Genomic DNA, 14,316 nt, shown 5'->3' on the forward strand with positions numbered 1-14,316 from the left:
GTTGGACAAAGGGACGGTAGAGTTGGCGACCGAGAAACTCATCAACGATAAAACTGCGGTGGCTATCAAGCGCGGTGGGCAACCCAGCATCGCCCTTGCACCCAAATAAAACGACACTGCCAACCATCATTGCTGGTGGCTGCGATCCGGATTAGGCTTAACCTGAGTTGAGATGAAAACTTAAAGCAAGTCCTGGTAGCGCCAACCCACTCCCTGACCATTCAAGCGGCCAAAGCCAACCCTGGCCTGGAAAGGTGTAAGGTGAACGGGATACCGCAAATGGAGAAGGCGAGCTTTTTAGTCGGCTGGTGAACTAAAGATAACATCAATCTTACGGGCCGAAGGTCGGTAGTGGTGTCTTTATAGTCCTTCCGTCCTGTTTTCTGTGATACTAAACAAGCTGGTAGGTAGCTGCTAGTGAAGGCAGGACATGCACCTGCGGACTACGAATAATGGTGTCCAACATTCGATGTTTACCGCATTAGTTTCGAGCTCGCAGGTGCGCTTGTGATCGTTAACGAATACTCAGGACTTGCCGTTGTATCGGCTCACCTATATTGCTTTCGCAGATCCCAAGCAGGCATGTCCCTTAGGTTTAATTTATCACGCCGGAGGTCAGTTATGAAGAGCCCCACTAATTGTCCCGCGTCAACTACCTTGGCCGAACCGGACAGGGTAATTGTCGCCGAACAACTAATCAATCTTTTACCGCCTTTGTTGGTATTGATTGGGCCGACAAGAAACATGACGTTTGTGTGCAATCAGCAGACAGTGAGACACGGGAGTTTTCGGTCATCCCACATAAAGTTGAAATGATCAATGACTGGGCGCAATCCTTAATCCAACGCTTTGGTTCACCGATTGCGGTGGCTGTTGAATTGTCGAAAGGCCCGATTGTGTCTGCGTTACAAAAATTTGATTGTTTTGTCATTTGTCCAATCAACCCGTTAACTTTAGCCAAGTATCGGCAAGCGTTTACGCCCAGTAGGGCAAAAGATGATCCGACCAATGCCGAGTTCGCTGTGGATATACTCTTACGGCATCCCGATCGCTTTAAACCCTTGCGTCCACAAAGTATGGAAATGCGCGCACTTGCAACACTGGTTGAACAACGAAGACGAGGGTTGACGAAAAAAATCGTATCACTAACCGCTTGCGCACTGCATTAAAACAGTATTACCCGCAGGTCTTGGACTGGTTTGACCATATCGACACCCCGATTTTTTGTGATTTTATTCGACAATGGCCAACGCTGATACAAGCCAAACGTGCCAGGAAAAACACCCTGTAAACCTTTTTTCACCAGTATAATACGCGTTTTGCCCAGGTTTTGGCAGACCGATTGGATGCCATAAAAACAGCAACGCCCTTGACGATGGATGATGCCATTATCATTCCTTACCGGCTTCGGGTGCAGGTACTGATTGAACAGTTAAGTGTTACCCTGGAGGGGATCAAAAAATTTGACCAAGCTACGGAAAGTATTGCCAGTAAACACCCTGATTTCCCTCTATTCGACGCCTTGCCAGGTGCTGGGCCTTCGCTCGCACCCAGATTGCTTGTTGCGTTTGGTGAAGACAGGTCACGCTTCCAGAACGCAGCAGACTTGCAAAAATACTCGGGTATTGCGCCAGTGACAGAGCGCAGTGGCAAAAAACATTGGGTGCATTGGCGCTGGCAGTGCCCGACGTTTCTGGGGGCAAACGTTCACCGAATGGGCGGCGCAGACGATCAACAAATCGTTCTGGGCGGGCCAATTCTATCGGCAGCAGCGGGCAAAAGGCTGTTCCTATCAAGCCGCAGTGCATGCTTTGGCGTTTAAGTGGATTCGCATCATTTTCCGTTGTTGGCAAACAGGCAAACCTTAAAATGAATCAACCTATCTCAAAGCCCTAGAACATCGAGGCTTCCCGTTGCTAAAACAGGCCTGAAATTCAGTCAAAATATGTTGACGGACTGACTCAGGGAGTGATGCGGACTGTAACGATTCTTTTAGCTTCGGATTTGAAAGATTCAGTGCCTGCCAACTGCGGACACTCGAAATTGGTGATCCCTAAGCATCAAAGTTGTTATCTGGCGTTCAGCTCATTCAGCAAGCTTAAGGCGTTTTCCTGGGTGAAATCGAATACCTTTGCTTTAGGATGGTTTTGAAATTTATCGCATAACTCTAGGCAGGTACGGGCGGCGTGAAGGGCAGCCTTGATTTGGTTTTCTTCCTTGTGTGCCCAAGCGGTTAAACACCAAGTATTGGCCAGTTCATTTTGGATTTCAGCATCGTCTGGAAAGGGATGGGCGATCGCTTCAACAATAGCAATAATCTCAGGCGTAGTTTCTCGTAGTGATTCTGTCCGGTATCGGGCATAAGCCACAGACGGCCAAGCTGCCGCCCGTTCCTGTTGCATCTCAAGGTCATCCGGAAACGGCGCCGCGACCTGGTCCACCAGGCGGGCGATGTCTTCGGTCGCCTCCCTCAACCCTGGTGTTTCGCTGCGGGCATAAACCACAGACCGCCAAACTGCCGCACGTTGCTGTTGCATGAGAAGGTTATCCGGAAACGGCGAAGCGACCTGGTCCACCAGGCGGGCGATGTCTTCGGTCGCCTCCCTCAACCCTGGTGTTTGGCAGCGGGCATAAGCTACATTTTGCCAAGCCCTGGCACTAAGTAGGGCTTTTTGAAATACGCTTAAGTGACTGTCACGGTGGCAAAAGTGTTTGGCAGCCGCATAACAGGCCTCCGCTTCTAATAATTCTGCCTGTTTCCAGACTTGCCAAAGCACAAGGAATTCATTGAATACTATTGGTTGACTATTCGAGATAACGGTTTGCTGTTCAAGAGAGGAAACTAAACGGCTTACTTCGTCCTTGTTAAGATAACGTAGGATTACCCTATTAACCGTAATCTCCCAAAGCAAGTCAAACACGACTTCTTCATCCGGCAATGTGGCTATGCTAGCAATCACAGCTTCCCAAAATGCTTTAAATGCAGCTTCATAAAAAGGATGCAACGGATTTTCTGGTCGTGGCCTCATCAAACGCGGCAACCAGGTTTTAATATAACTTAGGCATTCCCGGATTGCCCTCGGGCTGTCTTCTTGTAGTTTGAGCCAGCGGCTGATGATGTGGTCGTACACGGTAATGGCAACGACGGCACTGGGATGGGGAGATATTTTGCTGATGCGGTTTAAGGTCGCCAGCAGTTCATTTAATTTATCGTCGGAAATTGTCGCCAATAAATTTAATGCCTTGGGTACGCATTCCGGCTTGCCGTATAAACTGGCCTGGGCAAAAGCGGTGAATTGCGCTATTTGATCTTCAAATTTTTGCGGTAATGGAAGGTTTATTACCGTGTCGGCTACAGCCTCAGCCAGCCAACCTTTGCGGTTCAGGGCTTTCAAGGTACCGCCGGGGTTAGCCTGAAAGGCGCAGGCAATCAGGTGTTTACGCTCTTGCCTGTTATCGGCAAAACAATCGGCTTCCACCTTATGAAAGAATACTTCGCCAATACGCCACGGCCGTTTTGGCGGTATTTGGGTGATTGATCCTACATATTCCGGGAAGAGGTATTTCCGTTCTTTATTGTCGAGTTCCAGTCCAAGCTGATTTTTTGCGGTGTCAAAATCAAGGCCATCAGCGACAGTGGCGCAAGCCAGAGCTTTTAACAGCTTATGTTTGGGGATTTTGAGTTTAGTTTCTATGGCTTCCAGGTCACGGTACAACTCTTCCAGGCGCACCTGTGTCAAACGATGGACGACACGGGTGAGGACGGGGCTGCCTGGCGGAATGAGTTTGTCTTCTTCATCGATGGCATTAGCGCTGGTCAGGGCGGATAAGGTTCGTTCAGGGTCGGCGGCAAACCAAAGCACAGCCAAGGCCGTTAATAAGGGATTGCCTTCCACGGCATCAATATAGTGTTGAATGTCCGTGTCAATACCTTGGAACAGGCGAAGGTCACTGCAATCCTGCTTTTGCAGTTGTTTGTTATTATCCGGTAACCAAAAGTAGCCGGATTTTATGACCCGAAAATCTTGTACATTAAATTTAACTTCGCTTAGGGTAAAAAATTCAAACTCGCATTCAGTGAGGATTTCGTGATGCCAGACTTTACCGTCGGTATTGGGAGCCACTGGAGCATCCGCCGGGATGAATTGGTCGATCACCAACAACCGCACTGGCCACCAGTAATGGTTTTGCTGGCTTTGCAGGATTTGAACGGCATTTTTGGTGCCGCTGATACCTGGGTCATCCAGCAACAACAGCGTCGGCATACGTGGCCGCCAACTTGTTAGCGGATTGTTTTCGATTTGATTCAAGAATTCTTTTTTCAGCAAGCCGGCATCCCAAGGAGGGTCGGGGGTCTTTCGCCACCATGCCACCCGATTAAAGCAGCAACGGCACAAATAAAAATTGTTGCGGATAGTGTCTAACCAGGTTATTTCGTCCTGGCTATCACCCAAAAACTCTCGCTGAGCCAATGTCCGGGCCAGTTCCATCGCCAATTGGCTTTTGCCGACCCCGTTAGGGCCAGTCAATAAGGTCCAGGCGAATGGGATGGTTTGATCGTCTTCAAACTTGGGTTCGTCAAAAAGCCAATTCAACGACCACCTGCCCGTGCCGACATCGCGTTTGATCCAATGATGCAAAGCGTCCCAAGCGTTTTTGACTTCGCCTCGCGCGGGCAAATGCCATTGCAATATACCAGTATAACGGGGTATGGGGTTAAGCACGCTACCATCAAATGCTGAAAACAGAACGAAATCGAGTTTACGGCTAAAGTTGAGAAACTTTAAGCCACCATAAACCAGAAAAAACCATATCGCCCAATCTAAAGGTTTCCATGGGACGACAAAGTTTATCTTTGAATCATTCCAAAGGCTGTTTAAATATGTAGCAATCTCCTTTACAACATCAGGCCAGAAATAATTGATTATTTCCAGTACACTGTGGATAGAAATAACAGCAAATGCGGTTATAGCCACTTCCAGCAATAAACGACGAAACCTGACGGCCATGCTGGAATCTTTGTAATATTTCAGCGTGTCTTTTTCGGGCATGGTGGTTTATGGAAAATAAAGTGGGAATATTATGGCACGAGTGAGCAAATTGGGCTTCTTGGAATATGGCTCAACATAAGCTAAGCGGCCAAACTTGTTAGTGGTGAGCCTGTCACCGAGTGCGGCTTGATAATTCGTCCTACGCATATCCGGACGAATGGTTAGTCCTTTTAACTCGATGGAATTGAGAACGAATGCCTTTCGACATTCAGTTAAGTTGAGAGTCCGGTTTGAAGATTTCAAACAACCGTTTGTTCCGTTTTCTCCTTTCCAATTTTGAATTGACACTTGATTTTGACAGTCCGCAATCGTTTCAAAAAGCACGGTCGCAAGAATTTGAAAAAAAGTTTTTATCAGCAAAATGTTTGAAATACTGTTGAGGTGTCATAACTGACATTCCTAATTCAAAACTAACGAAATTTTGAATGCAAAAAATTCGGCAATAAGCCGACAATCTCCTATCTCCAATGTTGACTATCGGAATGGTCAGACCTTACACTCAAAAAATAGTCAAAAAACTCCCACAGTTCTCCCATTACAGTCCGTAAAAATTGTCCGATACTATGCCCATGTTGTGAAGGTAGATTCACGGCGGAATAAATTCAGCTTAATAAACAGGCAGTCGTATTTTTTTATATTTAAAAATCGGGCGAAATCATAAAAATTCTGTGATTTTGGCCTTACAAACCCAATAGAACCAACGAAAAAACGGAGTTGTTGCCATGAAAAAATTACCTGAAGCTGTTTCGACCAAATTCATTGAATTGTATGCCGCCCTAAACCATGCCACGGACGATCTCAAGATTGCTGGCGCAGAAGCCAACCTGAATGGCGATTTTTCGCAAGTGGCAGCCATTAACGATAATTGCCGCAGATTACAGTGCCTAGGGGATGACATCAAGGCGGTATTAAACCGATACGAATCGAACCAAGCCATGAGGTTGGTTGAGAACAACAAACCAAATAAAAATACCAAGAACCGTACCCGGCAATCTGGCGGGCGGCTCAGGGTGATACTGACAAATAAGACCATTGAAAAATCGACCATTGCGGAAACATTTTTTGAAACCTTGAAAATGTTCGGCTTGGAGCGTGTAGCTAAGTTGAATAAAGTGGTCAGTTCAATTCCATTGATCGCAAAAACGCCCAACATTAACGGATATCAAGCGCAACGTCGTTACGGCGATTGGTACGTGACAACCCACGTCAATAAACATAACGCCACAAATCTGTTGGAAGAAATCGGCAGGGAATTGAATATTCCGGTCAAGATCGAAACGGTTGAAAAGGGCTTTTCAAATTATTCCGGTCAATCGGCAAGCACACACTACACAGGAAACAAGCAATAAGTCTTGCGCCGATTGCTAATCAAACACAAACAAACAAAAACACAAAATCAAAGGACGAACGCATGAACAGTACGAACAACTCAAACGGACAAACACAACAAGACAACATTGGCTTTGCTCCATTAGCACCGGAAATTACCGAAAGCCCTACCGCAGTAAAAGCTGCTGCAGAAAATCAAGACTTCGCCTCAACATGGCTAGGAAAGGCGGAAGAATGCGGGATTACGAAAGCCGAAGCCGAATTCTTATTGGCTGAGTGCTACAGTAAAGGTATTGGCGTAGAAAAAAATCCAGAGCAAGCTTTTGCGTGGTATAAAAAATCGGCAGACCAAGGCTATAGGCAATCTAAATTTTTCTTAGCCCGTTATTATAAAATGGGTAGAGGCGTAGCACAAAGCGATGAAATGGCGGATACAGTGCTTGAGGAATATCTTGACTCAGATATGCCTTATGATACTTACTCGAAAGCCATAAGGGATGCTTATATTGCTCTCGGTGATCTTTATGCAGAAGGCATAGAAGTTGAACATAGTGATGATTTCGCTTTTATTTTGTACGAATGGGCTTATATGCTGTGCGATTGGGCAGATGAAGGCGCAACGGAGGACACTAAGGACAAAGCACTTGATCGGCTAGGTGTTAGCTGCCTAGAAGGTCAAACTACTCAATTTGAATACGCGGCTGGTATCGACTACATCCGTTGGGCATCTGAGAATAAACAATCGGCAACCTTCGCTTTGCTAAAACAACGCTCTCTTAAGTTACTTTTTCCTGAACTGGAGGATAAAGAAGAGATTGAACAGTTCCATCAGTACGCGTTTGATTGGTGCAAAAACGAGCTAGAACAGCAGCCTAACACCTTTGAGGCTTTGCTTTGCGCGGGCATCCTCGCGCTTTTCGGAAAAGGATCGGAACGAAACGATGAACTTGCCAAAAAGTATTTTGACGAAATTGAACACTTTGCAGATGAAGAAATTAGTAATCCGCAAAAAGTCAAAGCGGTTTCATCGTTGTTAAACGCGATCTACTTTGAGGCATCCATTCCGCCTCAGCATCTCGATTGGGCTTGCGGTGATTTTGAGAACGGACTATCTATTTTAAGGAATGGTCGCATCTACCAAGACGAACCTTTTTTTCCAGCCTTAATACTCGATTTCTGTATTGAAAATAGCGAGCATGAATTGGCAAAAAAATATCTTAATGACACTTCTAAGGATGCTGAAATTATTTACTGGGGAGATAAGGATGCGGATAAAGCCTCACTATTGAGGACACTAAAAAACGTATACAAGTCATTTTCAGAAAAATCTCATAGAGAGTATGAAGATAAAAAAAGATTAAAACTCAAGCTTCACGAAAAGGACAGAGAACTCGAAGACATGATGTCCATGTTCGCGCACAAGTTCCGCAGCCCTTTGGATGCGATCATCTACAATACCACCCACGACAATCAGGTGAAATTGTATGCCGAAGCCGCACAGACGATGCGGGGTTTACTGGACATCTTCAGCATGATTTCGACCGACGATGATATTCTCAAAACAAAAATCAAACAAGACTCCCAAGGGACAGGAAGGTTGATAACGGTTTTCGGCAAAACCTTGGATACGGTTTTGCTACACTTGCTGTCAAAGTCCGGTACGGAAAAAATCCAGCAGCATTATATGGCTTACGCCAAGGCGCATGGCCAGTGCGATGAGCAGGTAGGTTACAAAACATGGTGCGAAGATTATTTTGATCTGGAACAAAGATTACAAGCCGAATGGGAGCAAAGTTTCGCGCAGCTATTGAATCAATCGGCCACACTGGAACAACGCCTTGTCTGGCTGGAACAGCGCTATTTTAAACTGGAACTCATCGGTTTTGACCGCGCTGACATTCAATTTAAGGAATACGGCGCAACCGAATCCTTTTTAACTATACTGCTCAATGAAATACTGGTGAACGCTTTCAAGTATTATTCATCGGCAAGCAAACAGGCGGTTGTGCTGGAATGGGCGGAACGCGAGGGGTATCAGATGTTGATTTGCCGTAACCCCAGCATCCGGAGTGAGCGCACGACAATAAAAGGTAGCCATAAGGGGCACACTTTTTTATCCGCCTTAGCGCGAAAGACAGGCAGTGCATTTACCAAACCCACGCCGCAAGATGATTTTGTCGTTGAGTTTGGTATTCCTGATGAACTTTTGATCTCAAAATGAAGGTGAACAATGAGTTATTTTCTGTGGATAGAGGATTTTGAAAGCTCTCCCAAAATTACGGCAACTGAAGTGTTTGGTGGTCTTAATATTGATGATCTGCAATTTGCAGATCACAAACAAGAATTAAAGCGGAATTTGAAAGCTCATGGTATTTATATCGAGTTGAGCTTTCAGGATGGCTTAGGGTTTATTCGGCAGAATCTGGGTAACATTGATTACATCATTCTCGATATTGATTTAGCCGCTTATTCCAAGGGCGATGTAATTAATGCTGATGTGTTGGCATTACTGGAAACTTTTCAGGATTACAAAAAACCAGAGGACGAAACGGAAAACGAACAATTACTTAATCGGGAACTTGCAAATCTTAAAACTCTAGCGGGTTTTTATCTTTATACCGAATTAGTGGTGGAACTTGGCTTTCCCAAACAGCACATTTTGTTTTGCTCCAACCATGGTGAAAACACACGAGAAACGCAAAAAGCCTTTAAGTCAGCAAAAATTGCATCGCCTAAGATTTATGAAAAATCAGCACCGGAAGTGCAGAAATGGGTTAAAAATTGTTACGAAAATCCGTATTCACGTTTGAGACGGGGGATTATTGAAGGTTGTCAATTCGCAAAAAATTTGCCCATTGATAGGTTATATTTCAATGAATACACAAAAGGAAACGAATCTGTCCAACCCGAAGACATATACAACTATTTGGAAGTATTAGAAAATTTTCTGCCTTTGCTGGAATCGGCAAATAAAAAAGCTTTATATAAACTGTTCATCAGAACTTTGTCCCATGAATGGGAGGCCGCCAAAAATATTCGGCGTGATGAAAATAAGAAAGATACCGTATTAGCCTGGATTATGCGAAACACACGACACTGGATAACGCATAATTCAAACTTGTTCGGTCAATTGGATGAAAAAATAGTCGCTTATTTGTTTATCGTGAATCTGCGGACAATGTTCAACTCCGACGATGATACGTTGCAAGGTTACGAAATGATATTGCTTAACTTGTTTGCCGATAAAGCTTTGTCAGAATCGGAGTTTAAGGAAAAGTCTATTCCCGTCAGCGATGCCTATCTTGCCCTTAAAAATATTGTGCTCGATGAAAAGAAAAATGATACGAATATACAAGATGCCTTTTACTTCAATGAATTAGCTAATAACCTACAGCTAAGTAAATCATCTCGCAGAAATGACACAGAACTGTTCATGAAGCTGCTTTATCAAATGTTTTGGCTTACTACATCCAATCCTTACGTAGACACCAAAAATAGAAAATTGCTGGAAATCAAGTTTGGGAATTTTAATTACACTGAAAAGCCTTATTTGTTTGAACTGGCAAGGCATATCTACAACCGTAGTTTTCCATAGCGAGAAAAGCAATGAATAGAGCAGAAATAGAACAAGCCGTATTAAAAGAAATACACACGCCCTCCCTGGATAAAGTCGAAGCCACATTGAAGTTTGTTTTGTCTTTAAAAAACCAACCTGTTAAAAGACGGCTTTTAGGATTACTAAAGGGCAAAGTGGAATTTGCGATCAATGACGACTTTAAAATGTCGGACGAAGAATTTCTGCGCTCATGAACAGCTATTTGCTCGATACGCATAGCTTTTTATGGTCGATATGGCAACCGGAAAAACTGGGGCAACAGGCGGTTGCTATTTTGGAAAACACAGACAATAAGGTCTTTGTTAGTATTATTACTTTCTGGGAAATCTCTTTAAAATACGCGCTGGGCAAGTTGACGCTAGGTTGTAAGCCCGAAGATTTGCTCAAACTTGCCGATGATATGGGTTTTATAAAATTAGCATTAACGCCGGAAGAAGCGGTTCTGTTTTACCAATTACCCAGGCTCGCGCATAAAAACCCTTTCGATAGGATGTTGATTTGGTAGGCAGTATTAAACGATTTTATTTTAATTTCTAAAGATGGAAAATGTGATGACTATAGCCAATTCGGATTGAATATAGTTTGGTAAAGCTTATAACTGATAACAAGCGAATGTCGGCTCAGTTAATCCAATCGTTAATTCCCCTGTTGCCCCGTTACGCCGAAGAAGAAGGCGATTTTTATAGCGTTTCGCGTGATGATTTGATTGCGGCGTTATCTAAACAACATCAAATAGAAAATGAGATTGCCACTTATACGGTTGCTTTTGTCGAAAACCTGCTCGATACCTTGGCGGTATTAAATCCCGATTATTTGCTAAAAGGTGAGTGGTGTTTTATCTCATTTCCCGCACAACTCATGGCAACATCAATATTGACGGTATTGGGTGATCGTGAATCACAGTTTTTTGAGCCAAATTTCTGGAACACCCAAAGCATATCCAACAACAAGAAAGATCGTCAACGCGATGTGTTGAGGTTATTCGAAAATGCTCGGTCAGATAATCACCGTAATAAGAACGCACAACCTATTCGTTATATCTATGTCTCCTGGGGAATTATAAAGCTAGATAACAAGATTTTATTTTTTCAACGCGAAGACACTAAGAAACGCTTTGATATAACAGCCGGTGATTATGGTTTGCTAGGCGGCAGGGCAAATCAAACCGATGTCAATATTCCCTATAAAGAGGCTTTGCTGAAAGTGTTGCAATCGCCTGACTCCGCAATTGTCAAAAACGCCTTGCAAGAAACCTTAAAACGGGAGCTTCGAGAAGAAGCAGAATTGGTTTTTGAAGACCATTACACCTTCAAGCCCTGGCGGGGCTTAAGACCGTATCGGCAAATTCAAGGTTCTGCCCCTAACCATGCGCTGACTGAGTATTATTTGGAGATATTCCAGGTTGAATTGACCTTGGAAGGTTATCTTTTCTTGCAGGAAAAAATCAAATTCGACGGGCGTTTGGTTTGGTTTTCTTTGGACGAGATACAAAAAGGCCAGACTGCCGACGGCAAATTTCCTTATATCAAAGCATTGGTTGACCATTTTACAGGGAAGCATGATGAACTGGTTTTGGAACTGAGAAAATTGCCAGACAGCTTTTCAAACAGATATGTGATTGAAAAGAATAAATACGGTATCACTTTGCCTTTGGGTATTCATGAACCCATATTGGCGGGCGTATTGGGCAAGGAAAAGCCCTTGGGCGTTATGTTAACCCAGCGACAATTGGGTTTGCTCCTGGGTTTGGCTGCACACTTACGCGGGTTTAATTTTAAAGGTGTTGAACAGGGTGTTGCTTTTCACCCCTTTGGTTGGGTACAAATAAGCGAGAACCAATCCCTTCAGTCAGAATTGATAAATCTTTCCGGCTTGCTTAAAAGCACCGATATAATCATCGAAAATCAACGGGATACCTTGTTTCGCTTATCGGTTAACCCTGAGTTGATATTTTTTGATGAAAAATTGTTTTCGTTCTCAGTCAGACAAGCCGATCTGGACAGTGTATCAACCAAAATCCCAGTCAGTGTTCGCCGGGCCGAATTTGATACGGCTTTTGGCAAGATCAAGGAGAAATCCGAAGAATTCAAATTGACCCTTGAATTTGCTGCGAATTTGCGATCTCTCGATGAAAACCAGTTTATTGCCGATAATGATGATGCCCAAAAAATTGAAGACAATTACAAAAAAGGGTTGCATAAGGAACCAAAATTTTTGGCATTAGGTTTAAGAGGTTTGGTGCGAAGAGACGCTGGGATGATAAGGTTTGTTGTCAGATATGAAATCAACAAAAATCGCACATGATTTTCTTTCTGTATTCTTTCAATTGACTGACCGCTATGAGTCTGCTCCCACCTTTGAAACTATGATATAACCCATTACACTGATAGTCCGAAATCGTTTCTTTACTGAAGTTTGAAAACAGTCTTAAAACGATGGTGTCAACCAAAACAGCTAATATTTAGCACTGTCTGAACCATACACCATATCCTTATCCTTATCCTTAGCCTGATTACGGATTGCCACATAAAGTTTGGCATCAAGCGAATCTTCTTTGCCGCCATCGGCTACCACTTTCTGACGAAGGTAATCGTTACGCTGCTCAGACAGTTGTTTGATTTCCGATTCAAGCTCACTCCGTTCCTTCTTAGCATTGCCGTCATTAATGCACGGTTGCGTTTTGCAAAGGCGCAATGGCCGATTGATTCCTAAGCAAAGTCGCCAACACGCTGTTTGCGGTTGCCTGTTCTTCGCGGCCCATGTCCCGTGCATTTGCGATCAGCAGTATTATCATGAGGCGCTGCTCTTCGGCCGTCAGCTCAAAAACACCGGTTTCGAGGCACACCCTTTCGCCAGAAAGCAGAATATCGGTTTTATCCTTGTTTGGTTTCATAAGCATTTGTATTTTTCAATAAGTATTGTGGATTCGTCATGACGGCTAACCGGTAGGCATCAATATATCTGAAATGCGCACGAAAATCTTTGTACCGCTAGGGGCCACCGCAAAAAAAAGACGGCGCCAACCATTTGCAGCAGCGTTTGCCGCCCGTGGCAACAACATCAATCACTTGATCAGGAGGTTGGATTTAGTCTGGACAGGCCTGTGCAACGACACGTTTTCTGCGGCTTCCTGCCCTGCATACCAGGCGGCATGGTCAGAACGGTTGAAACCGCCCGTTATTTTAGCCTTACCGAAAGGAAGCACACCATATTCCCTTTCCATATAGGCGGCAATAATGGCATCGTCGGCAGGGTTGGCAAACTGGTGGACTTGCTTTCTAATATTTTCTAACCAAGCCATACAAAACAAATCTCCGCGCTTATTTTTAATGGCCTGGCTGCACCCGGCCAAGGATGCGACATAGCGCCGGCGGTCACCTTTTAATTGCCGCTGCAACACCTCAAAGGTATATCCGGCCAGTTCGGGCTTGATGCCAACCCCAACAAAACGCACCAGCGCTTTTTCAATGCCGTTCCGGCATGACAGGACAGCGCAGCCAAAAAAGTCGCCAACCGTCCTTGCCAAGCCCGACACGTAAAACGGAATTTGTATTGCTGTGGTGCTGGAATCGCGTTCATTGACGGCGCTGATTGTGGCGTCCACCTCTGTCAGACGGTGCTTGAGCATCAAAGCCTTCGCTTGCCTAAGTGCCGCCTCCGCTTCATGGGCATTCCCGGACTGGGCCAAGGCCAGGCACTTGGCTATCTTCTTGGCCGCTTTCTTGGTGGGTTCATCCATGCCAACCCCTTGTCAACTTCCTTCACCGTTTTTCAGGCGTTCAACTTCTTGTTTGTTTTTTTCGATGTCCCTATCCATCGACACTGCCAAATTGTGGACAAACATGCTGAGTACACCGAAAAATACCCCGACAATCAGCACACCCGAACCCAACCATAGTTCGCCACGGACGAACATCAGCCAGCAGCCGTAAACCAGCAAAAGAAAATCGCAAAAGATGGTTGCACGGCCACGCCAAGCTAAATATTTCAGATAAGGCCAACCCGCTTTTTCCACGACCCACAATCCTGCAAACTGATTTTATGTTAGCCGAGCACTTTAGCCCATTGTGCATTGACCCCCAAGCGGCTGGGACATTTTCCAAAACATGGCAGCCCACCCTAAACCCTCAGGGTTCTGGGTTGCCGTCCTGGGTAGGCACCTTCTCAGAAAACGCCTGTTTAACTGCGTCAATCCTAGCCTTGCACACCTTGTAAGCCGCAGTCGCCCTGTCCACCATCGGGATCAAGGCATCGATATCAGGTTCTTGCTGCGTCCTGAGCGTTTCGGCGATTTGTTTTAAGGTATTATAGTTATCTTTA

14 protein-coding genes are annotated in these 14,316 nt (G+C 44.8%); 8 read left to right on the forward strand and 6 right to left on the reverse strand.

From position 1 onward, the window contains the following. Positions 1 to 638: 638 nt before the first annotated feature. Positions 639 to 1,169, forward strand: coding sequence for a transposase (locus tag ABL924_RS15835; RefSeq protein WP_349028068.1), 531 nt, complete (start codon positions 639 to 641; stop codon positions 1,167 to 1,169). A gap of 161 nt (positions 1,170 to 1,330) precedes the next feature. Then, positions 1,331 to 1,822: a transposase gene (locus ABL924_RS15840; protein WP_349028069.1), complete on the forward strand. Its 492-nt coding sequence runs from the start codon at positions 1,331 to 1,333 to the stop codon at positions 1,820 to 1,822. 247 nt (positions 1,823 to 2,069) lie between these two features. On the opposite strand, the gene ABL924_RS15845 is transcribed toward ABL924_RS15840, so the two are convergent. Next, complete coding sequence (locus ABL924_RS15845; RefSeq protein ID WP_349028070.1) at positions 2,070 to 5,051, reverse strand: hypothetical protein; 2,982 nt, start codon at positions 5,049 to 5,051, stop codon at positions 2,070 to 2,072. A gap of 722 nt (positions 5,052 to 5,773) precedes the next feature. On the opposite strand from ABL924_RS15845, the gene ABL924_RS15850 reads away from it, so the two are divergent. The 6 genes from ABL924_RS15850 (at position 5,774) to ABL924_RS15875 (ending at position 12,300) form a co-directional block, all read left to right on the forward strand. After that, a complete protein-coding gene (locus ABL924_RS15850; protein ID WP_349028071.1) occupies positions 5,774 to 6,400 on the forward strand; it encodes a hypothetical protein in 627 nt (208 codons plus the stop codon). Positions 6,401 to 6,462: 62 nt separating this feature from the next. Beyond that, entirely contained in the window at positions 6,463 to 8,601 is a 2,139-nt protein-coding gene (locus ABL924_RS15855) for a tetratricopeptide repeat protein (protein WP_349028072.1), read from the forward strand. A 9-nt stretch (positions 8,602 to 8,610) separates the two neighbouring features. Then, positions 8,611 to 9,975 (forward strand): hypothetical protein, encoded by a 1,365-nt coding sequence (locus ABL924_RS15860; protein ID WP_349028073.1) that lies wholly within the window; start codon positions 8,611 to 8,613, stop codon positions 9,973 to 9,975. An 11-nt stretch (positions 9,976 to 9,986) separates the two neighbouring features. After that, a complete protein-coding gene (locus tag ABL924_RS15865; RefSeq protein WP_349028074.1) occupies positions 9,987 to 10,190 on the forward strand; it encodes a hypothetical protein in 204 nt (67 codons plus the stop codon). Then, entirely contained in the window at positions 10,187 to 10,501 is a 315-nt protein-coding gene (locus ABL924_RS15870) for a type II toxin-antitoxin system VapC family toxin (protein ID WP_349028075.1), read from the forward strand. Before ABL924_RS15865 ends, ABL924_RS15870 begins: the two co-directional genes overlap by 4 nt. Positions 10,502 to 10,608: 107 nt before the next feature. Continuing rightward, the gene (locus tag ABL924_RS15875; RefSeq protein WP_349028076.1) at positions 10,609 to 12,300 is read left to right on the forward strand and encodes an NUDIX hydrolase; all 1,692 of its coding nucleotides are present in this window, start codon (positions 10,609 to 10,611) and stop codon (positions 12,298 to 12,300) included. Between the two features lie 150 nt (positions 12,301 to 12,450). On the opposite strand, the gene ABL924_RS15880 is transcribed toward ABL924_RS15875, so the two are convergent. From ABL924_RS15880 to xseB, 5 genes are all read right to left on the reverse strand, one after another. Further along, a complete protein-coding gene (locus ABL924_RS15880; protein WP_349028077.1) occupies positions 12,451 to 12,690 on the reverse strand; it encodes a hypothetical protein in 240 nt (79 codons plus the stop codon). Continuing rightward, entirely contained in the window at positions 12,659 to 12,895 is a 237-nt protein-coding gene (locus ABL924_RS15885; RefSeq protein ID WP_349028078.1) for a hypothetical protein, read from the reverse strand. The genes ABL924_RS15880 and ABL924_RS15885 overlap by 32 nt, the downstream gene beginning before the upstream one ends. 165 nt (positions 12,896 to 13,060) lie before the next feature. Then, positions 13,061 to 13,735 (reverse strand): DUF2786 domain-containing protein, encoded by a 675-nt coding sequence (locus ABL924_RS15890; protein WP_349028079.1) that lies wholly within the window; start codon positions 13,733 to 13,735, stop codon positions 13,061 to 13,063. A 12-nt stretch (positions 13,736 to 13,747) separates the two neighbouring features. After that, a complete protein-coding gene (locus tag ABL924_RS15895) occupies positions 13,748 to 14,011 on the reverse strand; it encodes a hypothetical protein (RefSeq protein ID WP_349028080.1) in 264 nt (87 codons plus the stop codon). Positions 14,012 to 14,123: 112 nt separating this feature from the next. Further along, positions 14,124 to 14,316 (reverse strand): exodeoxyribonuclease VII small subunit (gene xseB, locus ABL924_RS15900; RefSeq protein WP_349028081.1); only part of this gene is annotated, 193 nt, incomplete at its 5' end.

The organism is Methyloglobulus sp., from assembly GCF_040079455.1.
GTDB lineage: Bacteria > Pseudomonadota > Gammaproteobacteria > Methylococcales > Methylomonadaceae > Methyloglobulus.